Genomic DNA, 23082 nt, shown 5'->3' on the forward strand with positions numbered 1-23082 from the left:
GGCTAGAAGGTAAAGATTGCGTAAATGTGACAGTTCACGCGCGGCAGACATCCGCCGCAGGCCCCGTCACGGCAGGGCCTGCCATTGAAACCGCTTGCGTATGACGCCCGGATTGCGACCCGGTTGCAGTAGATCCACGCCCTGCGTGGATGCTGCCGTCACTCGGCCGTGGTCTTATCCTTGAACCGGCACAGGTCGGCGATCACGCAGCCCGGGCAATCCGGCTTGCGCGCCTTGCACACATAACGCCCGTGCAGGATCAGCCAGTGATGTGCGTCGAGCAGGAACTCGGCCGGAATCACCTTCACCAGCTTGTCTTCTACCTCGCGCACGTTCCTGCCCGGCGCCAGTCCTGTGCGGTTGGCGACGCGGAAGATGTGCGTGTCCACCGCCATTACCGGCTCGCCGAACGCGGTGTTGAGCACCACGTTGGCGGTCTTGCGCCCGACACCCGGCAGCGCTTCCAGCGCTTCGCGATCGCGGGGCACTTCACCGCCATGCTTCTCCAGCAGGATCGCGCAGGTCGCGATCACGTTCTTTGCCTTGGCGTTGAACAGCCCGATGGTGGCGATGTACGGCTTCAGGCCATCCTCGCCGAGCGCAAGGATCTTCGCCGGCGTGTTGGCGACCGGGAACAGTCGACGCGTGGCCTTGTTGACGCCGACGTCGGTGGCCTGCGCCGACAACGCCACCGCTACCAGCAGCTCGAACGGCGAGCTGTACTCCAGTTCGGTCTTCGGGTGCGGGTTGAGTTCGCGCAGGCGGGTGAACATCTCCACCACGTCGGCGCGCGGCATCGTGCCGCCACGCCGCGCCGGGGCGCGTGCGGTCTTCTTCGTGGTGGCCATTACTGTTCCTTGCCGCGGGCGCGGGCCTTGGCCCGGGCCAGAATCGCGGCTGCCGCAGCGGGCAGGGCGGGCTTCACGTCCGGGGCTGGTGCCGGGGTGCGGCGTGCATCGCGCTCGGCCTCGCGGCGGGCCAGGCGCACCGCACGGGCGCGGTAGCGTTCGCGTGCAGCCCAGGCCGCGCGCAGTTGCTGCTGGGCCTGGCACAGGCGTTGCGGAAGGTCGGGGTGGTCAGGCAGCAACCGGTCGTCGCCGGCACGGACGACGTAGTCCATCAGCCCGGCCTGCAGGGCACCATCGAGATCGTCTGCCTGGACCCGGGCGAACAACTGCGCGGGGTTGGGTCGGGATGCCATGGCGTCAGCGGTTCTGGAAGGCCGGCGCGCGGCGTTGCAGGAAGGCGCTGGTGCCTTCGCGCATGTCCTCGGTGGCGAACAGCAGGCCGAACTGCGCACTTTCGTATTCCAGCCCGGCCTCCAGGCTGCATTCGCCGCCCACGTGCACCGCGTCGAGCAGGCCACGCAGGGCCAGCGGGGCTGAGCGTGCCAGCTGGTGGGCGACGTCCTGCACGCGGTTGTCCAGCGCGTCGGCCGGCACGACTTCGTTGACGATGCCCAGTTCCAGCGCACGCGCGGCGTTGATCGGCGCCCCCAGCAGGCACAGCTCCAGGGTGGCGGCGCGGCCGCACAGGCGCAGCAGGCGCTGGCTGCCGCCGAAGCCGGGGATCAGGCCGAGGTTGATTTCCGGTTGGCCGACCTTGGCGGTATCTGCGGCGATGCGCAGGTGGCAGGCCATCGCCAGTTCCAGGCCACCGCCCAGTGCGAAACCATTCACGCGTGCGATGACCGGCTTGGGCATGCGCTCGATCTGGCGCATCAGCGCCTGGCCCAGCAGCGAGAAATCACGTCCCTGAACGGCGCTGAGAGTGTTCATTTCCGCGATGTCGGCACCGGCCACGAACGCCTTGGGGCCCGCCCCGGTCAGTACCACGACGCGCACCTCCGGATCGGCGGCGGCGTCCCTGAAGGCATCGGCCAGGGCCTGCAGGGTCGCGGCGTTGAGGGCATTGAGCTTGTCCGGGCGCTGGACGGTCACGGTGCGGATGGCGCCGTCGTCAGCGACAGCGATCAGGGCATCGGCCACGGGGAAACTCCTGGAACGTTAAAAAGAAGTGATATTGAACTCTGCAAACGCAGACGGGTCATAGCCTGCATCGTGAGTAGCGGTTACACGTTGCGCCCGTTATCCTAACCCGTCGCCTCAGGGCGGCGCAGAACGTCCCTGAGTTACCACCCCTGGAGAACTGTTTGATGAAGTTGCGTTCTATCGCGGTCGCCGTCGCGGCCCTGGCCCTGACGGGCAATGCCTTCGCCCAGGACGTCTCGTCCGAAAAGGGCAAGCTGAGCTACTACTTCGGTTACGACTACGGCAACAACCTGGCGGAGCTGACCGGTCGTGGTGAGCAGCTGGACATCAACTCGGTGGTGAAGGGCCTGCAGGATGCCTACGCCAAGAAGCAGCCGGCGATCACCGCCGAGCAGCTGAAGCCGGCCGTTGAAGCGTTCCAGAAGCGCGAGCAGGGCCGTGCCCAGGCCGCCAAGGCCGAGTACGAAAAGGCGGCTGCCGAAAACAAGACCAAGAGCGACCAGTTCATCGCGGCGAACAAGGCCAAGGCCGGCGTGCAGTCCCTGCCGAGCGGCGTCCAGTACCGCGTGATCGAGGCCGGCAAGGGCGCCAAGCCGACCCAGGCCAGCACCGTGCAGCTGGAAGTGGCCGGTCCGTTCCCGTACGGCCAGCGCCCGACCGAAGCCCGCCCGGCCCAGCAGATCCCGTCGATCAAGGTCAGCGAAGTCGAAATGAAGGCCATGCGCGAGACCCTGCTGCAGATGCCGGCAGGCTCGAAGTGGGAAGTCACCCTGCCGCCGGACCAAGCCTACGGTGCCGATCCGCGCACTCCGTTCCCGCCGAACGTGGCTGTGCAGTTCGAGATCAAGCTGGTCAGCGTCAAGTAAATCGAAGCAGCAAACCAAACGCGCCGGTGACCCCACCGGCGCGTTTTTGTTTGCGCAGTGCGCGACCTGTAGCGCTGCGCCATGGGCGTCGTATCGTCCCGCGCAAATTCAGCCCGATCGCGCTACTGTTGGCGGGTGCAAACAATGGAAGAAACGGCGCGTGTTGTCGCAAGTCCCTGCATCGGAGTGTGCATGCTGGATCCGCACCGGCAATGCACCGGCTGCGGGCGGCATATCGATGAGATCGCGCGGTGGTCGTCGATGAGCAACGAGGAACGCAGCCGCATCCTGCATCGCGTGCAGCCCCTGCGCGAACAACTGCAGCAATCGCTGCGTGGCTCGCTGGCCGACCACGAGCGACTGATGCGGGCGCTGCACCCCTTGGCCCAACCACCTGCGGGCGACGGCTGGAACCGCAGTGAGCTGGTCGACCTGCTACCGCCCGGGCCTCCGGTGGAGGCTGCGGTGCTGGCCGGCATCGTGCCGCGCGCCAACGGCGCACAGGTGATCCTCACCCGTCGCACCGAAACACTGCGCACCCATGGTGGCCAGGTCGGATTCCCCGGTGGCCGCACCGAACCCGATGACCGCGACGCGCTGGCGGCCGCGCTGCGCGAGAGCCAGGAAGAAATCGCATTGGCGCCCGGCCAGGTGCAGGCGCTGGGCTATCTCGATCCCTTCGTGACGATCACCGGCTACCGGGTCACGCCGGTGGTGGCGGTGGTCGATCCGGAGTTCGTGCCGGTCCCGCAGCCCAGTGAAGTGGCCGAGGTATTCGAGGTGCCGCTGGATTACCTGATGGCGCCCGACAGCCTGCGCCAGGTCGAAATCAATCATCGCGGCCGGGTTCGCCACGTCCTTGAGTATGGCTGGCCGGGCCAGCGCATCTGGGGGGCGACCGCCGCCATTCTCTACAACCTGCGTCGCCGCCTGGAGCAAGTGCAATGAAGCCGATCGATCCGCCGTGGACCACCCTGGTCGATGTCGCCACCCTTGCCGCTGCGCTGGGCGACGGCGTGCGGGTGGTCGACGCGCGCGCCACCGCCAGTACCGCCGTGCGCGTGGTCGATGCGCGTGCTTCGCTGGCCGACCCGCAGGCTGCGGGCGGCCAGTACCTGGCAGGGCATATCCCGACTGCGGTGCATGCCGATCTCAACCGTGATCTGTCCGATCTCAGCCGCGTCGGCCATGGTCGCCACCCATTGCCGGACAGCGATGCCTTTGCTGCGAAGCTGGGGCAGTGGGGCATCGGCCCCGACACCCAGGTCGTGGTCTACGATGGCAGCGACGGCAGCATGGCCGCCTCGCGCCTGTGGTGGCTGCTGCGCCTGATCGGTCACACCCGGGTGGCCGTACTCGACGGCGGCATCGCCGCGTGGCAGGCCGCCGGCCACGCGTTGGAAAGCGGACAGGCTGGGGTGAACGCGCTGCCTGATTACCCAGGCCGTTTCGACACCACCCAGATCGCCAACGCCGATGAAATCACCGCGCGGCTGAAGCATGCGCCGGGCTGGCTGGTCGACGCGCGCGCGGGTGAACGCTTCCGTGGTGAAGTGGAGCCGCTGGACCCGGTGGCCGGGCATGTGCCGGGCGCGGTCAACCGCCCGTTCGCATTGAACGTGCTCGACGGCCGCCTGCGCGACGCACAGGAGTTGCGCGCCGAACTGCAGGGCGTGATCGGCAACCGCGATCCGCAGCAGGTGGTGCTGATGTGCGGTTCCGGCGTGACCGCCTGCCACCTGCTGCTGGCGATGGAAACGGCCGGCCTGAGCGGCGCACGCATCTATGCCGATTCCTGGAGTGGTTGGGTGAGCGACAGCAGCCGCCCGGTGGCGACCGGCGCCTGAGCCGCGCGGGGTCGGATCCGTTTTCCAACGGAGAACGGCTCTGACCCCATCAACCGAAAATCGGGGTCAGAGCCCGTTGCGTAGCAACGGGAGCCGCCCCCGTGTCGATTCGAAGGATCGCGGAGAACTGTCGAAGGCGGGGTGGGTCCGGTTGCGGGGGTGTCCGCGGCATGGATGCCGCGGCCAAGCCGCCATGGATGGCTTTACGGCGTCCCCCGCAATCGGATCCACCCCGCCATCCCCCGGAATGCCAGCTCTTGACGTTGACGTTGCCTCTGCAGGTGCAGGGCGCAGCCCTGCTGCTTACTCCAACCCCTGCAGCGGCACCTTCGCCAGCACCCGTGCCCACGGGAACAAGGGCCCCGGATCGCGCTTGCGTGCCACCCTCAGCGTCGGATCATCGCTGGCCGGCACCTGCTCCAGATCCAGCTGGTCGTGCCCGGCAATCCGCCGCAGCGACGGATAGCGCGCCACCAGCGCCAGCAGCAGCCGCTCCAGCGCTTCCAGCTGTGGCTCGGTGTAGGCCTCGTCCATCGCCTGGTGGCGGCTGTCGAACCAGTCCGGATAGCGCCCGCGGTTGACCAGCTCGATGCCCAGCGTATGCGCGTTCATGCCGCGCACGTGATGGGCCACGCGTTCCGGCGCCACGTACTGCACCACGCTGCCATCGCGGTCGATGTAGAAGTGCCCGCTGTTGCCGGCGCCGCTGTCGTACAGCACGCGCTCGCCGTACTCGCGGGCCATCGCCAGATCGGGCAGCTCGGTGCAGTGGATCACTACCATTTCCAGCGAGGCGGGATCCCGCAGCGGCAGTCGGTCGTGATAGGGCAGGGGCTGCAGCTGCAGGCCGGGCAGGAGCGGGTTGGGCATCCGGCGATGCTAGCATTGCGGCATGAACCTGCCTTCCCTTTCCTCGCCGGCCCGCGCCCACGGAGCACGCGCATGAGCCGCGGCCACTGCATCCTCTCCCATGGCTTCGAGAGCGGCCCGGAGGCGACCAAGGTCACCGCGCTGGCCGAGGTGGCGCAACGCCTGGGCTGGACCCACGAGCGCCCCGACTACACCGACCTGGACGCGATGAGCGAGGTCAGCCGGGTGGGCGACGTGCCGACCCGCCTGCGCCGTCTGGTTGAACGCGCCGCCATCGCGGCCCGTCAGGGGCCGGTGGTGCTGGCCGGCTCCAGCCTGGGCGCCTACATCTCCGCCATCGCCTCGCTGCAGGTGCCGGTAGCCGGCCTGTTCCTGATGGTGCCACCGACCACCATGGGCCCGATGCCGGCGCTGGACGCCGCTGCGGTGCCGACCACGGTGGTGCAGGCCTGGCATGACGATGTGGTACCGGCTGCCGGCGTGATTGCCTGGGCGCAGGCGCGTTCGGCGCAGTTGCTGCTGGTTGACGACGGTCACCGCCTGGAGCGCCACGTGGAGGCCTCCGCGCAGGCCTTCGAGCGCCTGCTGCGGCAACTGTGAAGCCAGGGCGCACGGCGCGCCCGCCCGCATTGACTACAATGGCAGCCCCGCCGCCCCCGGCGCGGGCCTGCCGGCCGTGCCTACGGCCCTCCTTTCCGACCGGCCCGGCCCCTGTGCCGCGCCCGACCACCTGCGAACCGATCCCGTGAAATTCTTCGTCTCCTGCGCCAAGGGCCTGGAATACCTGCTTGCCGATGAACTGTCGGCCCTGGGCCTTGGCAAGGCCACCGCCACCATTGCCGGCGTCAACGCCGACGGCGAACTGGCGCAGGCGCTGCGGATCGTGATGTGGTCGCGCCTGGCCAGCCGGGTGCTGTGGCCGATCGACGAGTTCGACTGCCCGGACGAGCAGGCCCTGTATGACGGCGTGCGTGCACTGCCGTGGCACGAGCACATCTCGCCGGAGATGACCCTGGCGGTGGATGCGCACGTGTCCGGCGACAAGATCACCCATGCACGCTTTGCCGCGCAGCGGATCAAGGATGCGATCGTCGACCGCATGCGCGACGAAGGCCTGGAGCGGCCCTCGGTCAATACCGATCTGCCCGACGTGCGCGTCAACCTCTCGCTGCGCAAGGGCCGCGCCTCGCTGTCGATCGACCTCGGCGGTGGCCCGCTGCATCGCCGCGGCTGGCGCGGTGCCGCCCACGAGGCGCCGCTGAAGGAAAACCTGGCCGCCGCGCTGCTGCTGCGCGCGCAATGGCCGCGCCTGCATGCCGCCGGCGGTGGGCTGCTGGACCCGATGTGTGGCAGCGGCACGCTGCTGATCGAAGGCGCGCTGATGGCCGCCGACGTTGCCCCAGGCCTGATGCGGCATGGCAGCCTGCCGCCGAGCCGTTGGCTGGGCTTCGACAAGGCGGCCTGGAAGTCCATCCAGAGCGAAGCACGTGAGCGCGAAGCGGCCGGCCTGGCCGCGCTGAAGCCGGTCATCCACGGCAGCGACATCGACCCGGCTGCGATCCAGGCGGCCCGCGAGAATGCCGAGGTCGCCGGCGTCGCCCACGCGATCCGTTTCACCCGCGCCGATGTCGCCGACCTGGCCGCGCCGGAACAGGAGATCGGTGCCGTGGTCTGCAACCCGCCGTACGACGAGCGCCTGGCCGCCGATCCAGCGTTGTATCGTGCACTGGGCAATGCCTTGCAGAAGGCGGTGCCGCAGTGGCGCGCCAGCCTGCTGTGTGGCAATGACGAACTGGCCTTTGCCACCGGCCTGCGCGCCAGCAAGAAGTACCAGATGTTCAACGGTGCGCTGGAATGCGCGCTGATCGTCTGCGATCCGATCGCTGTGCCGGGCCGTGATCCGGCACAGCCCCGCGAGCTGAGCGAAGGCGCGCAGATGGTGGCCAACCGCCTGCGCAAGAACCTGAAGAAGTTCAAGAGCTGGCGTGCCCGCGAGGACATCACCTGCTTCCGCGCCTACGACGCCGACCTGCCGGAGTACGCGGCGGCCATCGACGTCTACGAGGAAGAGGCTGGCAGGCGGCGTACCTTCCTGCATGTGCAGGAATATGCGGCACCGGCGGCGATTCCCGAGAACGACGTGCGCCGCCGCCGCAATGAGCTGCTGGCCGCCGCGCGCGAAGTATTCGGCGTGCCGCCGGAGCAGGTGTCGATGAAATCGCGCGAGCGCGGCAAGGGCGGCAGCAAGTACGGCCGCTTCGAGCAGCGCGACGAGTTCATCGTGGTGCGAGAGAACAACGCGCTGCTGCAGGTGAACCTGTTCGACTACCTCGATACCGGCCTGTTCCTTGACCACCGCCCGCTGCGCCGGATGATGGCCGAGCAGGTGCGTGGCAAGCGTTTCCTGAACCTGTTCTGCTACACCGGCGTGGCCAGCGTGCAGGCCGCCGTGGCGGGTGCCGCCAGCACGACCAGCGTCGACCTGTCGGCTACCTACCTGCAATGGTGCTACGACAACCTGGCGTTGAACGGACAGGGGGGCAACCAGCACCTGCTGGTCCAGGCCGACGCGATGGCGTGGCTGGAAGGCGACCGTGGCCAGTACGACGTGATCTTCTGTGACCCGCCGACTTTCTCCAACTCCGCACGCGCCGATGACTTCGACGTGCAGCGCGAACAACTGAAGCTGCTGCGTGCGGCGGTGGCGCGGCTGGCACCGGGTGGCGTGCTGTACTTCTCCAACAACTTCCGCCGCTTCAAGCTGGAAGAGAACGCCATCGCCGAGTTCGCCCAGTGCCGCGAGATCACCGCACGCACGATTGGTCCGGATTTCGAGCGCAACGCGCGCATCCACCGCGCGTGGGAACTGAAGCGGTTGGGGTAAGCCCGGTAGTGCCGGCCGCTGGCCGGCAACTGCGTCAGAACCGTGGAAGGTCCGCGGGATGCCGGCCAGCGGCCGGCATTACCGCGTCTGGTCCGTAGATCCACGCCATGCGTGGATCGGCCTAAAGCACCAACAATCGCCCCGGCGCATGGGCCAGGGGCCAATGGCCCTGTTCGTACAGCGCAAGCACAGGCTCCCAGTGTGCCGGCAGGCCGAGATGCATCTCCAGCAGGCGTTGCCGGAAGGCGAACATCGCCCCATCGCGCGCCACCAGCTGCAGGTCATGTGCACCACAGCGCAGTGCCGGCAGATCCAGTGCCGAAAGCGCGCGCATCAACGTGCGGTTGAGTTCGCGTCGGGCGTCGGCGAGTTCGGCTGGATGGGGCAGGGCGCCGTGAAACGGATCCGAATCGCCCAGTGTGGTGGGCATCCATTCGAAACCATCGGTATCGATGGTCCGCAGTGCTTCGGCCAGCGACCGAACGGCGACGACGCCGGCCGTTATGGGCAGTGTTTCACCCAACCGGGAAAAAAAGCCGATTCCAGAAATCCGCTGCAGCATGCTATCCATACGGGCATTGTAGATCCACGCCATGCGTGGATGCCGCTGTCCCCGTCCTGCGGCTACAGCAATTCCAGCACCAACCCCAGCACCGGCAGCGCGATCGCCAGCGGCGCAATCCATGTTGGACGATACGGGTACAACCCGAACGACAGCGTCACGCCGGCCAGGGTCATTGCCCCCAGCCACAGCACCGGGCCCATCGCCCAGCCGTGGTCGGCCACGCACAGTGCGAACGCCGCCGCCAGCAGCGCCCAGCCCAGCACCCGCCACTGCATCCGCCGTGCGGGTGCGGCCGCGGCCTTGCCATGCAGGTCGTGCTGGTGCTTTTCCATCGACAGCGACAGCGCGGTGAACGCAGAGAACGACAGCGCCAGTGCCAGCAGCATCATGCGCTGGCCTCCGCTTCGGCCGCTTCCGCAGTGTTCACCGATGCCTTCGGTGCAGCCGCAGCGGCCGCACGTTTCTTCTTCTCGGCCGCACTCAGCGGTGGCGTCCAGCGCTGCATGCGCCAGCCGCACAGCGCCAGCATCGCGCCGAACGCGATCATCGAAAGATCGACGCCGGCCAGTACCCAGTCGCCGCTGCGCAGTGTGATGCCCAGATGCGCGTGCGTGGTCAGCGCATTGACCACCGGCACCAGCGCGAACGCGGCCGCACCCAGATAGAGCTGCCACGCCCACATCATCCGCTTCGGCCAGATGAAGGCGGCCAGCAGCGCGCCGCCCCAGGCGTAGAAGAACACGTTGGCCTCGGCACTGGAGCGCTCGGCGATCTGCAGCGGCAGCAGGCGGTTGCCCCAGAAGTACGCCGCGAAGGCGATCGGCAGGCCGGCCACGGTGCCGATGTTCAGCGCATCGACCAGGCGCAGGCCGAATCCGGTACGCCCGTTCTTGGCGTGCCTGGGACGCTCCTTCACCGCCCACAGCACCACGCCGCTGGCGACCATCAGGCAGCCGACCAGGCCGGACAGGAAGAACAGTGCGCGCAGGCCCCAGTCGGCGAAGCGCGCCAGGTGCAGGCCATACAGCACGCCACGGGTGGCGGTGGCGCCGCCGGACGGCGGCGTCTCTTCCAGCAGCGCACCGTTGACCATGTTGTAGCGCAGCGCCGGGGTGTCGGTGGACAAACGCCTGCCGTCGCGTTGGCGGATGTCGATCACCGCATTGGCAGCGCCCGGGTTGGACACGGTGAAGCCGGCCACTTCCACGCCGTGCCAGTGTGCACGCGCGCTGTCCAGCAGCTGTGCGATCGGCAGCGGCGTGGCGCGGCCTTGTGCCGGCGCGGTCACCTCTGGCATGCCGCCGAAGGCTTCGCTGAAGAACTTGTCCTCGTCCTGCGGGTAGGCAACTTTCACCCCCCACGGCAGGTACATGATCATCAGAGTGACGATGCCGGTGTAGGTGATCATCGCGTGGTACGGCAGGGCCATCACCGCGCTGACGTTGTGGAAATCCAGCCAGGACCGCAGGCCCTTGTCCTTGCGGAAGGTGAAGAAGTCCTTGAAGATTTTCTTGTGGGTGATGACGCCGGTGATGATCGCCACCAGCATGAACATCGCGCAGAAACCGACCAGGTAGCGCGCCCAGTACACCGGGATGTAGTGCAGGTCGAAGTGCAGGCGGTAGAAGAAGTCGCCGCCACGGGTCTCGCGCGCCTTCAATGCCTGGCCGGTGTTCGGGTCGAGCGTGGCGTCGCCGAAGCCACCGCGACGGCCACGACTGGGGTCAGCCAGTTCCGGTGGCAGCCGCCAGAACAGCTGCATGGCCGGGTTGCGCGGCTGCGGCAGGGTGACGAACCAGTTCTCGGCGTGGCTCGCATTGGCCTGCAGGTAGTCCACCGCGCGCTGCGCGGCCACGTCGATGCTGACGTTGCTGGACGGCAGCTCCGGGCGCATCCAGCGACTGATTTCCTCGCGGTAGTAGCTGGCCGTGCCGGCCATGAAGATCAGCAGCAGCAACCAGCCGACCAGCAGGCCCGTCCAGGTATGCAGCCAGGCCATCGACTGGCGGAATCCGTTCTTCATGCCCAGGCTCCCAACAGGCGTGCGACCGCCGCCATCAGCAGGGCGGGGGCGAGGATGCCGACCCAGGCCCGCAGCGCGCTGCGGGTGGCGAAGGCCCACAGCGCCGCGCAGGCAGCCACCACAATGGCCAGCAGCATGCCGGTCAGCACGGTCTGGCCGCGCGCGCCGGGCAACGCCACCGCGCAGAACACGCTGGTCATCGAGGCCAGCGCATAGCCGCCGAAAATCGCGGCCAAAGCGCGTGACAGCACGCCCCAGCGCGGGTTGGAGAACAAGGTGCGGGGGCTGGCGGGGGTGGGCGAGCGGTCCACGGCGTTCCTGAAGGTAGGAGAAGGGATGGAACGCGTCCGCGGCCCCCTTGCGCCCTGCGCATGTCGCCCAGCGTGTCCCATCGACGAAGCACTGCCCGCGCAGACGGGCAGCCCAGAAGTCGGGGCAGTACACGGGCGATGGGCACGTCTTCGTGCCCGTTTGGCTAAGCGTACAACCGATCAGTAAATGATATGTATTCGCATTTTATGAATCAAGCGTGCTGATCGTGGGCGTTGGCCGGGGCTAGAACCTGAACACCACGGTTGCCGCATGCAGCAGCAGGCCGATCAACCCGCCCACCAGGGTGCCGTTGAAGCGGATGAACTGCAGGTCGCGACCCACGCTCAGTTCCAGTTGCTCGACCAGGTGCCGCTCGTCCCAGCCCTTCACGGTCTGCGCGATATGCGTGGTCACGCCCTCGCGCAGGCGCCCGGTCAGGCGCTGCGCACCTTCCAGCAGGTGCTGGTTGAGGGCCTCGCGCAGGGCCGGGTCGGCCTGCAGGCTGCTGCCCAGCGACGCCAGGCTGCGCTGCAGGTGGCCGACCAGTGCCGAGTCCTCGCGTTGCAGGTCGGCGCGCAGGCTGGCATGGATGCGCGCCCACAGCCCCTGCACGTAGTCCTGCAGGGCGGGGTGGTCGATCATGTCCTGCTTGAGCTGTTCGATGCGCTCGGCCAGCGCCGGGTCTTCGCGCAGGCGCTGCACGTAGTTCTGCAGCCAGGTCTCATAGTCCTGGCGCAGCGGATGCTGCGGCTCGGCCAGCACCTGTTGCAGTTCTTCCAGTACCGCCCGCGCCAGGCGTTCGGCCAGGCTGTCGCCGATCTCGTCGATCGGCTTGACCCAGTTCACCGTGCTCGACAGCGTCGGCCATTCGCGCTGGATGTAGCGCACGATCAGCTGCGAGGCGCGTTCCTTCACCTCCGGCTGCTCCAGCCAGCGCCCCAGCCGCTGCAGGCCCTCGTCCAGCACGCGCTGGTGGCGTCCCTCGGCGGTCAGCAGGGCCAGCAGTTCACCGGCGGTGGCAGCGGCATTCCACTGCCGCAGCTGCTGCACCACGAAGGCGTGCAGTTGCCGGCGTACCGCGGTTTCGTCGAAGAAATCCAGTGCCTGCAGCGCCCAGCTGCGGGCCATGTCGGCCAGCATCCGCGAGCGTGCCGGGTCGGACAGCCAGCTGCCGAGACGGCTGGCCGGATCGAACACCTGCAGCTTGGCCAGCAGCACACCTGGCTCCAGGAACTGGTCGCGCACGAACAGCGCCAGGCTGTCGCCGATGCGCTCCTTGCTGCGCGGGATGATCGCGGTGTGCGGAATCGGCAGGCCCATTGGCCGCCGGAACAGCGCAACGACCGCGAACCAGTCGGCCAGCGCGCCGACCGCAGCGGCCTCGCAGAAGGCCGAAACCCAGGCCCAGATGCCGCGTTCGCCGTACCAATGGCTGACCGCGAATCCGACCAGCATCAACAGCAGCAGGCCCAGTGCGAGGGCCTTCAGGCGCCGCAGCTGGGCGCGGCGCGGATCGTGGGCAGGCGTCATTGCACGAGTCTAACCGCAGCCTGGTGATGCCTGCCTGTAGAGCCGAGCCCATGCTCGGCTGCCTTGCGCGCGGCAAACCGCAGCCGAGCATGGGCTCGGCTCTACATGAGAGGCTCGCGCGTTTTTAAAGCGCTTCCAGTTGCTTGCGCAGCGCGGCCAGCTGCGCGCGCAGGGTGTCGTTCTCGCGGGTCAACGCGACCACGCGGCGGCGCAGGGCCGGGGCATCCTCGCCCAGCTGTTCCAGCGCCAACAGCACTTCGGCGTCGCGGCTGGCGATCTCGTCCTCGCTGGGTTCCTCGAAGTCCATCTCGGCCGCGTCCGGCTTCGGCGCGCGCGGCTTGCGCTTGGATTCGCGCACGCGCTTGGCCGCCTGCTTCAGCTCGTCCTTGCCACCGGCGGCGGCGGCGCGCTGCTCCTCTTCGGGCAGGTCGGCCACGGCCGCAGCGGCGCTGATCGAGATCACGCCGGCCTTCACTGCCTCCACCACTTCGGGGGCAGCCTGGGCGTGGATCCGCTCGATCATGCCGACCTGGCTGGTACTCAGCTTGGCTTCGCGGGCCAGCTCGGCGCGGCTGAGCTTCGGTGCCGGCTCCCACGGCGGGCTGTCTTCGCCCGCCTCATCGGCGATTTCGGCGGTACCGTCGCTCTCGCGCTGCAGCTGCGCCTGCTCGACCTGCTTGCGGGCGGCCAGGATGTCGCGCTTGCGCAGCGCCAGCACGCCGCGCTGGAAATCGGACACGCTGCGACGGCCCAGATGCTGTTCGATCATCCACAGGTGCACGTCTTCCATGCTCTGGAAGCGCGTGTTCTGCACGGTGTTGAAGGGCAGGCCATGCTTCTGGCAGATGCCGAAACGGTTGTGACCATCGACCAGCACATTACCCCACAGCACCAGCGCATCGCGGCAGCCTTCGGCCAGGATGCTGCGCTCCAGCGCGTCATGTTCGTCCGCGGTCAGCGGGTCGATGTAGGCCTTGAGTTCTTCTTTGACGACGATATCCATGGGCACGGCAGCGAGCAGGAGCGGAACCGCCCATTGTACCCGCTCGCCACCACCGGCCCGGGCTCAGGCGGTGGCCCCGATCATCTCGCCCAGCGTGCCGGTGATCTGGTCGATCTGTGCCTTGTCCACGATCAGCGGCGGCGACAGCGCGATGATGTCACCGGTACAGCGCACCAGCAGCCGGCCATCGTGGAAGCAGCGCCGGAACACCTCGTAGCCGCGGCTGCCAGGTGCATCGCGGCGCGGTGCCAGCTCGACCGCGCCGACCAGGCCGAAGTTGCGGATGTCGATCACGTTGGGCAGGCCCTGCAGCGCGTGCAGCCGTTCCTGCCAGTACTCGCCCAGTTCGATGGCGCGCTCGAACAGGCGCTCCTCGGCGTAGACGTCCAGTGTTGCCAGCGCTGCGGCGCAGGCCAGCGGGTGCCCCGAGTAGGTATAGCCGTGGAACAGCTCGATGGCCTGCGGCGGGGCCTGCATCAGCGTGGCATGCACGGCGTCGCTGGCCAGCACGCCGCCCAGCGGCACCGCGCCGTTGCTGACCGCCTTGGCAAAGGTCAGCAGGTCCGGGGTGACCCCGAAGCGTTGTGCGGCGAAGGGCATGCCGACCCGGCCGAAACCGGTGATGACCTCATCGAACACCAGCAGGATGCCGTGGTGGTCGCACAATTCGCGCAGGCGCTGCAGGTATCCGGGCGCGGGCAGGATCACCCCGGCGGAGCCGGCGATGGGCTCGACGAAGACGGCGGCAATCGTCGAGGCGTCATGCAGCGCGATCAGCCGTTCCAGGTCGTCGGCCAGCTCCGCGCCCTGGCGCGGCAGGCCCCTGCTGAACGCGTTGCGCTGCAGGTCCAGGGTGTGGCGCAGATAGTCCACGCCCCCCAGCTGCAGGCCGAACGCCCTGCGGTTGTTGGGCAGACCGCCCAGTGCCATGCCACCGAAACCGACGCCGTGATAGGCCTTCTCGCGGCTGATGAAGCGCGTGCGCTGGCCCTCGCCACGCTGGTGGTGGTAAGCCAGCACGATCTTCATCGCGGTATCCACCGCCTCCGAGCCGGAGCTGGTGAAGAACACATGGTTGAGCGGGGCCGGAGCCAGTGCGGCCAGCCGCTGTGCCAGCGCGAAGGCCGGCGGCGAGCCCATCTGGAAAGCGGGCGAGTAGTCGAGCGTGCGTGCCTGCGCGGCGATGGCCTCGACGATGCGCGGTCGCGCGTGGCCGGCGTTGCAGCACCACAGGCCGGCGGTGCCGTCAAGGATCTGTCGGCCATCGATGTCTTCGTAGTGCATGCCTTCGGCGCGGACCAGCATGCGTGGTGCCGCCTTGTACTGGCGGTTGGCGGTGAATGGCATCCAGTAAGCGTCCAGTGACTCGGGGCGCTGTGTGGCCAGGTCGTGCAGGTCGCTCGCGGAACGCTTCATGCCAGCTCCATCGGGTCCGATGCGATGAATGTAGCGCAGCCACGTCACGGCGGAGTCGCGGTGACCCCGGTATAACCAAGGTTCGTTGAATGCTGGAGCTTCCCATGGCCGATTTTCCCGACCGCAGCCATTGGCAGGCGCTGGCCCTCCAGCTGTCGATGCCAGGCCAGGCCTTCATCGATGGCCGCTATGTCGATGCAGCCAGCGGCGCCCGTTTCGACTGCGTCAGCCCGATCGACGGTCGCGTACTGGGGGCGGTCGCCGACTGCGACGCGCAGGACGTGGAGCGCGCGGTACTGGCCGCGCGGCGCAGCTTCGAGGCGGGGCACTGGTCGCAGGCAAGCCCGTCCCATCGCAAGCGCTTGCTGCTGGCCTTGGCGGCGTTGGTGGAAAAGCACGCCGACGAGCTGGCCCTGCTGGAAACCCTGGACATGGGCAAGCCGGTGCGTGATGCGCGCCGCATCGACCTGCCAGGCGCGGTGCGCTGCCTGCGCTGGACCGCCGAGGCCGTCGACAAGCTGTACGGCGAGATCGCGCCGACCGGCCCGCACGAACTGGGACTGGTCACGCGCGAGGCCGCCGGGGTCGTGGCCGCGATCGTTCCGTGGAACTTTCCGCTGCTGATGGCCTGCTGGAAGATCGCGCCTGCATTGGCCATGGGCAACTCGGTGGTGCTCAAGCCGTCCGAGCGCTCGCCCTTGAGTGCGTTGCGGCTGGCGGCGCTGGCCGCCGAAGCGGGCCTGCCAGAGGGCGTGCTGAACGTGCTGCCGGGGTACGGTGCGCGCGTCGGTGAGCCGTTGGCCCTGCACATGGATGTGGACGTGCTCGCCTTCACCGGCTCCACCGCCACGGGCGCGAAGCTGCTGCAGTGTTCCGGGCGATCCAACCTCAAGCGGGTCTGGCTGGAGTGTGGCGGCAAGAGCCCGCATGTGGTGTTCGCCGACGCCCCTGATCTGGACGCCGCCGCGAAGGCGGTGGCACAGGGTATCTTCTTCAACCAGGGCGAGGTCTGTACCGCAGGTTCGCGGCTTCTGGTACAGCGTTCGATCCGCGAGGATTTCGTGCATCAGGTGGTTGCCTATGGCCAGCACATGCACCCCCGCCATCCATTGGACCCCGATGCGCCGATGGGTGCGCTGGTGGATGCCGCGCACCTGGACAAGGTGATGGACGATATCGCGCGCGCCGAAGGCGAGGGCGCCCGGTTGCTGCTGGGTGGGCGGCGCGCCGAAGTGGAAGCCGGCGGCAGCTACGTCCAGCCCACCGTGTTCGACCAGGTGCGTCCGGAGCAGGCACTGGCGCGCGAGGAAGTGTTCGGGCCGGTGCTGGCCGTGCTGGGGTTCGAAGACGAGGCCGAAGCGGTGCGCGTGGCCAATGACAGCCGCTACGGCCTGGCCGCCGGCCTGTGGACACGGGACCTGGGGCGGGCCCACCGCGTCGCGCGCCAGCTGCGCGCCGGCAGCATATGGGTGAACGGCTGGGATGGCGGCGACATGACCGCTCCGTTCGGTGGCTACAAGCAGTCCGGCAACGGGCGCGACAAATCGCTGCATGCGTTCGACAAGTACAGCGAGATCAAGGCCACCTGGATCCAGTTGTAACGACGCGACTGCTGGACGGCTGTTCGCTCTCTGTAGAGTCGAGGGATGCTCGACTGCCGTTCGTTCTTCTGTAGAGCCGAGCCATGCTCGGCTGCATCTCGCGAAGAGAAGAACCGTCGAGCATGGCTCGACGTTACAGAGGCGCCTGGCCCCTCGTTGGCATCGGTGTCGGCTGAAACCATCGTGCCGTACCGCCGCCTGCCCGTGGCAGAATCGGGCGATCTGCCATTTCCCATGTTGCCGATGTCGACGATCACCGCTGCCGCGCCGCCCGTGAATTCCCCCCGTCGTGTTCTGCTGGCCAGCCTGATCGGTACCACGATCGAGTTCTTCGACTTCTACATCTACGCCACGGCCGCGGTGCTGGTGTTCCCGCACCTGTTCTTCCCGGACAGCAGCGAACAGGCAGCCTTGCTGCAGTCGCTGGCAACCTTCGCGGTGGCCTTCATCGCACGCCCGGTTGGCTCGGCAGTGTTCGGCCATTTCGGCGATCGCATCGGCCGCAAGGCCACCCTGGTGGCTGCGCTGCTGACCATGGGGCTGTCCACGGTGCTGATCGGCCTGCTGCCGACGCACGCACAGATCGGGCTGTGGGCGCCGGCGCTGCTGGCGCTGTGCCGTTTCGGCCAGGGCCTGGGTCTGGGCGGGGAGTGGGGCGGGGCAGTGCTGCTGGCCACCGAGAACGCACCGCCGGGCAAGCGTGCCTGGTACGGCATGTTCCCGCAGCTGGGTGCACCGCTCGGCTTCCTGCTGTCGGCCGGCATCTTCCTGGTGCTTGGCCGTTGCCTGAGCCAGGCCGACTTCCTGCAATGGGGCTGGCGCATTCCTTTCGTGGCCAGCGCGCTGCTGGTCGGCCTCGGCCTGTGGGTGCGGTTGAACATCCACGAGACCCCCGACTTCAAGCAGGCGCTGGAGCGCAAGGCGCCGGTGCGGCTGCCGATGTGGACGGTGCTGCGTGACCACCCGGTGCCGATGCTGCTGGGTACCCTGGGCGCGTTCGCCACCTTCGTGCTGTTCTACCTGATGACCGTGTTCAGCCTCGGCCACGGCACGGCCGTGCTGGGTTACAGCCGCGAGCAGTTCCTGCTGATGCAGATGGCCGGCATGCTGTTCTTCGCGCTGGGCATCCCGCTGTCGGCGCGCTATGGCGACCGTTGGGGGACGCGCCGCACGATGATCGTGGCCAGCGTGCTGATCATCGGTTTTGGCGTGCTGTTCGCGCCGCTGTTCCAGCCGCACAGCCCGTGGATGGTCACCGCCTTCCTGTGCCTGGGCCTGTTCCTGATGGGCCTGACCTATGGCCCCTGCGGTACCTTCCTGGCCGAGATCTACCCGGTGGAGGTGCGCTACACCGGCGCATCGCTGTCATTCAACCTGGCCGGCATTCTGGGTGCGGCACCGGCGCCGTACCTGGCCACCTGGCTGGCCGAACGCTTCGGCCTGGTCGCGGTCGGCTACTACCTGTGCCTGACTGCGGCAGCGACGCTGTGCGCGCTGGTGGCACTGCACCGGCGCGCGCTGCGGTTCAGCCAAAGAAGCGCTTGAGCGTGCGTCCCAGCCAGCCACCGCCTTGGTGCTCGCGGGTGAACTGGTTCAGGTGCGCCTTGACCTGTTCGGCATAGGCCTGATCATCGCCGCGGATGTGGTTGAACAACCAGCGCGAGAGCATGGTGCGCAGTTCGTCGCTGATGTCCTCGCCGGCCTGGAAGCGCAACCGGTACTCGGCCACGCGCTTGATGAAGATCTCATGCACGCGCTTGTGCGCTGCACAGAACGGGTAGCCCGCCTCCTCCATGAGCTCTTCCTCGAACGCGAAGTGCGACATGGTGTAGTCGACGACTTCGTCGATCACTTCACCCACCGCTGCACGCTGCAGGCTGGTCTGCGCCACGTGCAGGTGGTTGAGCATCTCGATGATGCGGCGGTGTTGTTGGTCGATCACATCGATGCCGATGTTCAGATCGTCCTGCCAGACCAGTAGTGCCATCCCCGGCTCCCCTTCATGCGTATGTCGGGGCCGACTGTAGAGCTGCCGTGCGGGAACGGCGTTGATCTGGATCAAAGCGAGCCGGTCAGGTCAGCGCAGGCTCGCGTGGACGCAGCGGGCTGGCCACCGTGGTGCAGCTGACCCGGTTGCGGCCACCGGCCTTGGCCAGGTACAGCTGGCGGTCGGCCTCGGAGATCAGCCGGTGCAGCGCATCGCGCTGCGGGCGCAGGCAGCACAGGCCGATGCTGACCGTCATGCGCAGGGTAGCGGTGCCGATGTCCACCTCCAGTGCGGCGATGCGCTGGCGCAGCTCCTCGAAGTACAGCAGCGCCTCGTCCTGTTCCATGTCTGGCACCAGCAGGCAGAACTCCTCGCCGCCGAAGCGCGCGATCAGGTCGTGGCTGCGTGCATGCGCGGTCACCGCGCCGGCCACCGCGCGCAGCGCGTCGTCGCCTGCTTCGTGGCCATGGGTGTCGTTGATGTGCTTGAAGTGGTCGATGTCGATCATCGCCACCGCCACGCATTGGCCGTGCAGCTGCAGCTGCGGCAGCTGGCGCTGGCTCTGCTCCAGGAAGAAGCGCCGGTTGGGCAGGCCGGTGAGGAAGTCGCGGGTGGCCAGGTCCTGCAGGGTGCCGATCAGTTCCAGCTGGTCCACGTTCTGCGAGACGCGGCAGAAGAACTCCTCGCGCGAGAACGGCTTGCGCAGGAAATCGTTGGCGCCGTTCTTCAGGAAGCGCGGGATCAATGAGGCGTCGGTATTGCCGGAGATGCCGATCACCGCCACCTTGTCGCGCGAGCGCAGGGTGCGCAGGCGACGGGTGAATTCCACGCCTTGCATGCCGGGCATTTCCTGGTCGACCACCGCCAGGCGGATCGCCGGATGCGCCTCGATAGCAGCCAGGCCCTCGTTGCCGTCGGCGGCTTCGTGCACCTCATGCCCATACATCCGCAGCAGGGCGGCGGCATAGCCACGTGCGGACGGCGAATCGTCCACCACCAGCGCGGCGATGCGCCGGTTGCGTTCCAGCCGCTGCACCAGCCACACCAGGTAGTCGATGCTGCCCGGGGTATTCTTCAGCACGTAGTCGATGATCTGCTGCTGTAGTACGCGCTTGCGCAGGTCCTCGTCGTAAACGCCGCTGACCACCACCGTCGGCAGGTCGCGCTTGAGGAAGAACTCGACCACTGCATCGCGGTCGCCGTCGGCCAGCACCAGTCCGGTCAGCACCAGGAACCAGCCCCCGCCTTCGCTGAGCAGCCGGTCGGCCTCGGCCAGGGTGGAGGCAATCACCACCGGCAGTTCCAGGCGCTGCTCGATGGCTTCGCGCAGCATGCCGGTGAACGCACGGGAGTTTTCGACCAGCAGGATCCGCTGCGGCAGCGGATCGGCCAGGTCGCCATCGACGGCGGCCTGCGGCAGCACGGGCATGATGCGGTGGCTCACGAGGGAGGGGCTCGGCACGGATAGCGGCGGTTTCGGGTGTAACTTTAGCGGGGCAGTATGCCCTGCGTGTCGTTCGGCGATCAGGCGGGCGATGTGAATGACGCCGCTGTGCCCGCAATGGATTCGTGCAGGACGAACCGGAGCCGGTTGCCACGGCAATGCACCGTACCGCCGTAGGCCATTATCCGGCCGGCCAGACGCTCCGTGGCCTGCTGAACGGTCCCACTCGACAGCGTGCAACTGCGGTCAAGCAGGCCCACGACCACCACAATGCCGCGGCGGTCGCCAGCCTGGCCGCTCCGGGCGCGCACGCTGACCTGTCCCGACTCCAGCTCCAGCAGCAGCGACACCGCCTCGATCAGCGAGCGATAGATGGCGAGCTGCAGGTCAACAGTCAGCATGCAGGGGTTCCCCTCCAGCCGGGGCGGTATCACGCGATGGGAGTTGTCCCAGTTCTCGCACGCGCCGCCAACGCGCAGCGCGATATACAGCCCAACCTGCTCCAGCCCCGTGGGGTAGACCAGACTGGCCTGTTCACGGAACAGCCGCGAGTGCACGGATGAGGCGTGCTGCAGGCTGTTGGCCACCGCATGATGCCCCTGCGCCTTCAGCCAGCTGACCATCTCGCCGAGCGAGCTGTCCATGCCTTCGCCGAGTTGCCTGAGATGGGAGGCGCGCTCGCGAAGTTCACGCTCACGGATCTGATGCGAACTACGTGCCAAGCGCAATGTGGTTTCCTCAGCCAGTCCACGGGACCGTGCACGTTCGTGGTGATAGCTGATGCTGGATCCCAGGGCGAGCAGTGCGACACTCATCACGGCCATGTTCTGCTGGGTGGCGAAGGTGCCCAGGTCGAACGAGGACGGTAGGCCGGTGCTGGGAGTGGCGAAATGGAGTGGAAGGTTCAACAGCGGAATCGCGATGGCAGCGCCACGCCACCCATGCATGAAGGTCAGGGCGATCGCCGGTAGGGAGGACAGCAGCACCAGGTGGGTGCGTGTGGTGTGGGCGCTGATGGCCGTAAGCTGCATGCACAGGGCCAGGACCAGCATCACCAGGATGGCCGTGACCGTAGGTGCAGCAAAGCGGCGCGTCCAATTGGGGGCCGCGTCTCGTCGCGACCAGAGGAATGCCAGTGGCACGAGGGTAATGATGGCGGCGAAGTGGCCAAAGATCGTGCGATCAACTGCGCTAAGCAGGTTGCTCGGCGGCGGGTTCGACCACAGGGCGAATGAAATGCCCATATTGAGAACCGGGACGAACAACGCCGTGCAGAAGGTCAGCGACAGCAGCCAGAGGCCGGCGGCGGACTCCGATGGCATTCTCATGCGGTGCAGGTGGACCACCAGCATCGCCATCGGCATCAGCAGCGTCGAGGCCAGGATGACCCAGGCCAGGCCGTAGCTGTCGATCATGGGGATGCGCAGGGTTGCGAAGTAGGTGTACTCGCCAAGCAGCAGGTAGGGCCACAGGCGGGTCGGGACGATCAGGAGTGCCGCTGCCCGGATGCCCGCTGGCAGGAAGAACTGATCCAGCGAGAACTGACGCGAGACAAGGCAGCTCAAAGCGTAGACGGCCGCGAGTGCGATTCCGACGGGTCGGATCCGGAAGCTCAGTTCAATTGCTTCTTTGAATCGGTCCAAGCCCCGCCTCTTGCCTCCCGGCCAATGATGACTGGCCACGTCCGTAGACATTATCGACAGTCGGAGAAGGGCGCAATCGAGGTGTCTGGCCTCCCTTTGCGCTGCAATTGCCGGCTTCCTGCGCTTCGTGGCCCTACACGGTCAGCAGTGCGTCGGCATAGCCACCAGCGGACGGTGAATCATCCACAATCAGCGCGTCCTCGGTTCGATCACGTTGCAGCCGTTGCACCCGCTACATTCGGCAGTTGATGCTGTCCACTGTGTTCACTATCGCGCAATCGACAATGTCCTGCTGTTACACGCGCCTGTCCAGGTCATTTGTCGCAGATGCAGCTGACCCGCACCGTGGGCGGGTTTCGCTACGGGTATTGGCGATTTCGGACGCTGCATCGGCGTGGCATGGGTTTGCATCGATCCAGTCGATTATGTCCCATGGGCTTTACGGAGTCCGCCCGGTATATGCTGATGCGATTGGGGGTAGCATCCTGCTTGATCCGTATTGCATCCAACCTGGAGGTTAGTGTGGGAAATTTCCGAATTCATGCATTTGCTGGTGCGTTGATGTTGGTGCCGGTATCCGTTCTTGCTTTTGCCCCAAGTGACGACCATGGAATCAAGATGGCCGGCCAAGGACTCGGCCAGTCGATTCCGCAGGCACAGGACCTGAGCGTGGATCCCGGCTGGTTGGTCTATGGGTTCGAGCGCGATGGTATGGATTATTTCCAGGTAAACGATCTCGCGGGCCACGTGCACATCGTGATCGGCAATGCTGCGGGCACGTTCTGGGTACTGCCGGCAGGTGACCCATCTGCGAAGGTGTCGTTGCCTGAGCAGCGCCTGCCTGTTCCCGCCAAAGCCACCAGGACGGTTGTCTATCGGTCCCCCGCATTCACGCTGGTCAGATATGCAAGCGGAGCTGATGTCTTGTGGGCGGTAGAGGCACCCTGATACCGCCTGTTGCCGGGATATCGGAGAGCTTCAGTGTCAGACTGCATGGGCACCCGGATGTTCGCCGGGTGCCCATGACGCCTTTGGCCAGCGGGATGAGCGGGACGTTCATGCGATACCGCTGCCTTGGTTCGATCCGATCGCTTGACTGT

At 67.2% G+C, this 23082-nt stretch carries 22 protein-coding genes; 8 read left to right on the forward strand and 14 right to left on the reverse strand.

Annotation, left to right across the window (positions count from 1 at the left end; genetic code table 11):
• Positions 1 to 158 precede the first annotated feature (158 nt).
• The 3 genes from nth to ACSDHM_RS05260 are packed head-to-tail and all read right to left on the reverse strand — an operon-like array spanning position 159 to position 1988.
• The gene (nth, locus tag ACSDHM_RS05250; RefSeq protein ID WP_049411262.1) at positions 159 to 848 is read right to left on the reverse strand and encodes an endonuclease III; all 690 of its coding nucleotides are present in this window, start codon (positions 846 to 848) and stop codon (positions 159 to 161) included.
• Positions 848 to 1201, reverse strand: a complete 354-nt coding sequence (locus ACSDHM_RS05255) for a hypothetical protein (RefSeq protein WP_111202186.1) — start codon at positions 1199 to 1201, stop codon at positions 848 to 850. Before ACSDHM_RS05255 ends, nth begins: the two co-directional genes overlap by 1 nt.
• Before the next feature lie 4 nt (positions 1202 to 1205).
• Complete coding sequence (locus ACSDHM_RS05260) at positions 1206 to 1988, reverse strand: enoyl-CoA hydratase-related protein (protein WP_134972739.1); 783 nt, start codon at positions 1986 to 1988, stop codon at positions 1206 to 1208.
• Positions 1989 to 2155: 167 nt separating this feature from the next.
• Between ACSDHM_RS05260 and ACSDHM_RS05265 the strand changes: the two genes are divergently transcribed.
• The 3 genes from ACSDHM_RS05265 (at position 2156) to ACSDHM_RS05275 (ending at position 4704) form a co-directional block, all read left to right on the forward strand.
• The gene (locus ACSDHM_RS05265) at positions 2156 to 2857 is read left to right on the forward strand and encodes an FKBP-type peptidyl-prolyl cis-trans isomerase N-terminal domain-containing protein (RefSeq protein ID WP_005408797.1); all 702 of its coding nucleotides are present in this window, start codon (positions 2156 to 2158) and stop codon (positions 2855 to 2857) included.
• A gap of 144 nt (positions 2858 to 3001) precedes the next feature.
• Positions 3002 to 3805 (forward strand): CoA pyrophosphatase, encoded by an 804-nt coding sequence (locus ACSDHM_RS05270; protein ID WP_188241130.1) that lies wholly within the window; start codon positions 3002 to 3004, stop codon positions 3803 to 3805.
• A complete protein-coding gene (locus ACSDHM_RS05275; protein ID WP_072166777.1) occupies positions 3802 to 4704 on the forward strand; it encodes a sulfurtransferase in 903 nt (300 codons plus the stop codon). The genes ACSDHM_RS05270 and ACSDHM_RS05275 overlap by 4 nt, the downstream gene beginning before the upstream one ends.
• Before the next feature lie 303 nt (positions 4705 to 5007).
• Here the strand turns inward: ACSDHM_RS05275 and ACSDHM_RS05280 are convergent, their stop codons facing one another.
• On the reverse strand, positions 5008 to 5574 hold the full coding sequence (locus ACSDHM_RS05280) for an N-acetylmuramoyl-L-alanine amidase (protein ID WP_111007601.1): 567 nt from the start codon (positions 5572 to 5574) through the stop codon (positions 5008 to 5010).
• A gap of 72 nt (positions 5575 to 5646) precedes the next feature.
• Here ACSDHM_RS05280 and ACSDHM_RS05285 point away from each other — a divergent pair, with 72 nt between their 5' ends.
• Together ACSDHM_RS05285 and rlmKL are read left to right on the forward strand one after the other, a co-directional pair.
• Positions 5647 to 6174: an alpha/beta hydrolase gene (locus ACSDHM_RS05285; protein WP_024958728.1), complete on the forward strand. Its 528-nt coding sequence runs from the start codon at positions 5647 to 5649 to the stop codon at positions 6172 to 6174.
• Between the two features lie 145 nt (positions 6175 to 6319).
• Positions 6320 to 8458 (forward strand): bifunctional 23S rRNA (guanine(2069)-N(7))-methyltransferase RlmK/23S rRNA (guanine(2445)-N(2))-methyltransferase RlmL, encoded by a 2139-nt coding sequence (gene rlmKL, locus ACSDHM_RS05290; RefSeq protein WP_188241127.1) that lies wholly within the window; start codon positions 6320 to 6322, stop codon positions 8456 to 8458.
• 121 nt (positions 8459 to 8579) lie between these two features.
• Here the strand turns inward: rlmKL and ACSDHM_RS05295 are convergent, their stop codons facing one another.
• The 7 genes from ACSDHM_RS05295 to ACSDHM_RS05325 form a co-directional block, all read right to left on the reverse strand.
• On the reverse strand, positions 8580 to 9053 hold the full coding sequence (locus ACSDHM_RS05295) for a hypothetical protein (RefSeq protein ID WP_088497693.1): 474 nt from the start codon (positions 9051 to 9053) through the stop codon (positions 8580 to 8582).
• 29 nt (positions 9054 to 9082) lie between these two features.
• On the reverse strand, positions 9083 to 9412 hold the full coding sequence (locus ACSDHM_RS05300) for a DUF3325 domain-containing protein (protein WP_005415908.1): 330 nt from the start codon (positions 9410 to 9412) through the stop codon (positions 9083 to 9085).
• The gene (locus ACSDHM_RS05305; protein WP_072166774.1) at positions 9409 to 11046 is read right to left on the reverse strand and encodes a PepSY-associated TM helix domain-containing protein; all 1638 of its coding nucleotides are present in this window, start codon (positions 11044 to 11046) and stop codon (positions 9409 to 9411) included. Before ACSDHM_RS05305 ends, ACSDHM_RS05300 begins: the two co-directional genes overlap by 4 nt.
• A complete protein-coding gene (locus ACSDHM_RS05310; protein WP_053498676.1) occupies positions 11043 to 11357 on the reverse strand; it encodes a DUF3649 domain-containing protein in 315 nt (104 codons plus the stop codon). Before ACSDHM_RS05310 ends, ACSDHM_RS05305 begins: the two co-directional genes overlap by 4 nt.
• Before the next feature lie 244 nt (positions 11358 to 11601).
• Complete coding sequence (locus ACSDHM_RS05315) at positions 11602 to 12888, reverse strand: DUF445 domain-containing protein (protein WP_439426715.1); 1287 nt, start codon at positions 12886 to 12888, stop codon at positions 11602 to 11604.
• Between the two features lie 124 nt (positions 12889 to 13012).
• Positions 13013 to 13891 (reverse strand): hypothetical protein, encoded by an 879-nt coding sequence (locus ACSDHM_RS05320; RefSeq protein ID WP_061478525.1) that lies wholly within the window; start codon positions 13889 to 13891, stop codon positions 13013 to 13015.
• 63 nt (positions 13892 to 13954) lie between these two features.
• Entirely contained in the window at positions 13955 to 15307 is a 1353-nt protein-coding gene (locus tag ACSDHM_RS05325; protein WP_088497696.1) for an aspartate aminotransferase family protein, read from the reverse strand.
• A gap of 104 nt (positions 15308 to 15411) precedes the next feature.
• Between ACSDHM_RS05325 and ACSDHM_RS05330 the strand changes: the two genes are divergently transcribed.
• Together ACSDHM_RS05330 and ACSDHM_RS05335 are read left to right on the forward strand one after the other, a co-directional pair.
• Positions 15412 to 16908, forward strand: coding sequence for an aldehyde dehydrogenase (locus ACSDHM_RS05330; RefSeq protein ID WP_439426716.1), 1497 nt, complete (start codon positions 15412 to 15414; stop codon positions 16906 to 16908).
• Positions 16909 to 17151: 243 nt separating this feature from the next.
• Positions 17152 to 18453: an MFS transporter gene (locus ACSDHM_RS05335; RefSeq protein ID WP_072166939.1), complete on the forward strand. Its 1302-nt coding sequence runs from the start codon at positions 17152 to 17154 to the stop codon at positions 18451 to 18453.
• Here the strand turns inward: ACSDHM_RS05335 and ACSDHM_RS05340 are convergent.
• The 3 genes from ACSDHM_RS05340 to ACSDHM_RS05350 form a co-directional block, all read right to left on the reverse strand.
• The gene (locus ACSDHM_RS05340; protein WP_049416324.1) at positions 18434 to 18895 is read right to left on the reverse strand and encodes a bacteriohemerythrin; all 462 of its coding nucleotides are present in this window, start codon (positions 18893 to 18895) and stop codon (positions 18434 to 18436) included. The two genes, ACSDHM_RS05335 and ACSDHM_RS05340, sit on opposite strands and share 20 nt — an antisense overlap.
• Before the next feature lie 85 nt (positions 18896 to 18980).
• Positions 18981 to 20324, reverse strand: a complete 1344-nt coding sequence (locus ACSDHM_RS05345; RefSeq protein WP_049416322.1) for a diguanylate cyclase — start codon at positions 20322 to 20324, stop codon at positions 18981 to 18983.
• Between the two features lie 95 nt (positions 20325 to 20419).
• A complete protein-coding gene (locus ACSDHM_RS05350; protein ID WP_227837375.1) occupies positions 20420 to 21982 on the reverse strand; it encodes an MASE1 domain-containing protein in 1563 nt (520 codons plus the stop codon).
• Positions 21983 to 22441: 459 nt separating this feature from the next.
• Here ACSDHM_RS05350 and ACSDHM_RS05355 point away from each other — a divergent pair, with 459 nt between their 5' ends.
• A complete protein-coding gene (locus ACSDHM_RS05355) occupies positions 22442 to 22930 on the forward strand; it encodes a hypothetical protein (protein ID WP_070489551.1) in 489 nt (162 codons plus the stop codon).
• The last annotated feature ends 152 nt before the right edge of the window (positions 22931 to 23082 follow it).

Source organism: Stenotrophomonas sp. T8 (assembly GCF_051853085.1).
Lineage (GTDB): Bacteria > Pseudomonadota > Gammaproteobacteria > Xanthomonadales > Xanthomonadaceae > Stenotrophomonas > Stenotrophomonas sepilia.

Bases quoted from the DNA above. Each gene is read 5' to 3' on its own strand.
- ACSDHM_RS05295 (WP_088497693.1), bottom strand. From the start codon at position 9,053: ATGGCGTGGATCTACAATGCCCGTATGGATAGCATGCTGCAGCGGATT.
- ACSDHM_RS05345 (WP_049416322.1), bottom strand. From the start codon at position 20,324: ATGCCCGTGCTGCCGCAGGCCGCCGTCGATGGCGACCTGGCCGATCCG.
- ACSDHM_RS05265 (WP_005408797.1), top strand. From the start codon at position 2,156: ATGAAGTTGCGTTCTATCGCGGTCGCCGTCGCGGCCCTGGCCCTGACG.
- ACSDHM_RS05355 (WP_070489551.1), top strand. From the start codon at position 22,442: ATGCTGATGCGATTGGGGGTAGCATCCTGCTTGATCCGTATTGCATCC.
- ACSDHM_RS05270 (WP_188241130.1), top strand. From the start codon at position 3,002: ATGGAAGAAACGGCGCGTGTTGTCGCAAGTCCCTGCATCGGAGTGTGC.
- ACSDHM_RS05320 (WP_061478525.1), bottom strand. From the start codon at position 13,891: ATGGATATCGTCGTCAAAGAAGAACTCAAGGCCTACATCGACCCGCTG.
- nth (WP_049411262.1), bottom strand. From the start codon at position 848: ATGGCCACCACGAAGAAGACCGCACGCGCCCCGGCGCGGCGTGGCGGC.
- ACSDHM_RS05330 (WP_439426716.1), top strand. From the start codon at position 15,412: ATGGCCGATTTTCCCGACCGCAGCCATTGGCAGGCGCTGGCCCTCCAG.
- ACSDHM_RS05275 (WP_072166777.1), top strand. From the start codon at position 3,802: ATGAAGCCGATCGATCCGCCGTGGACCACCCTGGTCGATGTCGCCACC.
- ACSDHM_RS05285 (WP_024958728.1), top strand. From the start codon at position 5,647: ATGAGCCGCGGCCACTGCATCCTCTCCCATGGCTTCGAGAGCGGCCCG.
- ACSDHM_RS05280 (WP_111007601.1), bottom strand. From the start codon at position 5,574: ATGCCCAACCCGCTCCTGCCCGGCCTGCAGCTGCAGCCCCTGCCCTAT.
- ACSDHM_RS05255 (WP_111202186.1), bottom strand. From the start codon at position 1,201: ATGGCATCCCGACCCAACCCCGCGCAGTTGTTCGCCCGGGTCCAGGCA.
- ACSDHM_RS05305 (WP_072166774.1), bottom strand. From the start codon at position 11,046: ATGAAGAACGGATTCCGCCAGTCGATGGCCTGGCTGCATACCTGGACG.
- ACSDHM_RS05335 (WP_072166939.1), top strand. From the start codon at position 17,152: ATGTCGACGATCACCGCTGCCGCGCCGCCCGTGAATTCCCCCCGTCGT.
- ACSDHM_RS05300 (WP_005415908.1), bottom strand. From the start codon at position 9,412: ATGATGCTGCTGGCACTGGCGCTGTCGTTCTCTGCGTTCACCGCGCTG.
- ACSDHM_RS05325 (WP_088497696.1), bottom strand. From the start codon at position 15,307: ATGAAGCGTTCCGCGAGCGACCTGCACGACCTGGCCACACAGCGCCCC.
- ACSDHM_RS05315 (WP_439426715.1), bottom strand. From the start codon at position 12,888: ATGACGCCTGCCCACGATCCGCGCCGCGCCCAGCTGCGGCGCCTGAAG.
- ACSDHM_RS05340 (WP_049416324.1), bottom strand. From the start codon at position 18,895: ATGGCACTACTGGTCTGGCAGGACGATCTGAACATCGGCATCGATGTG.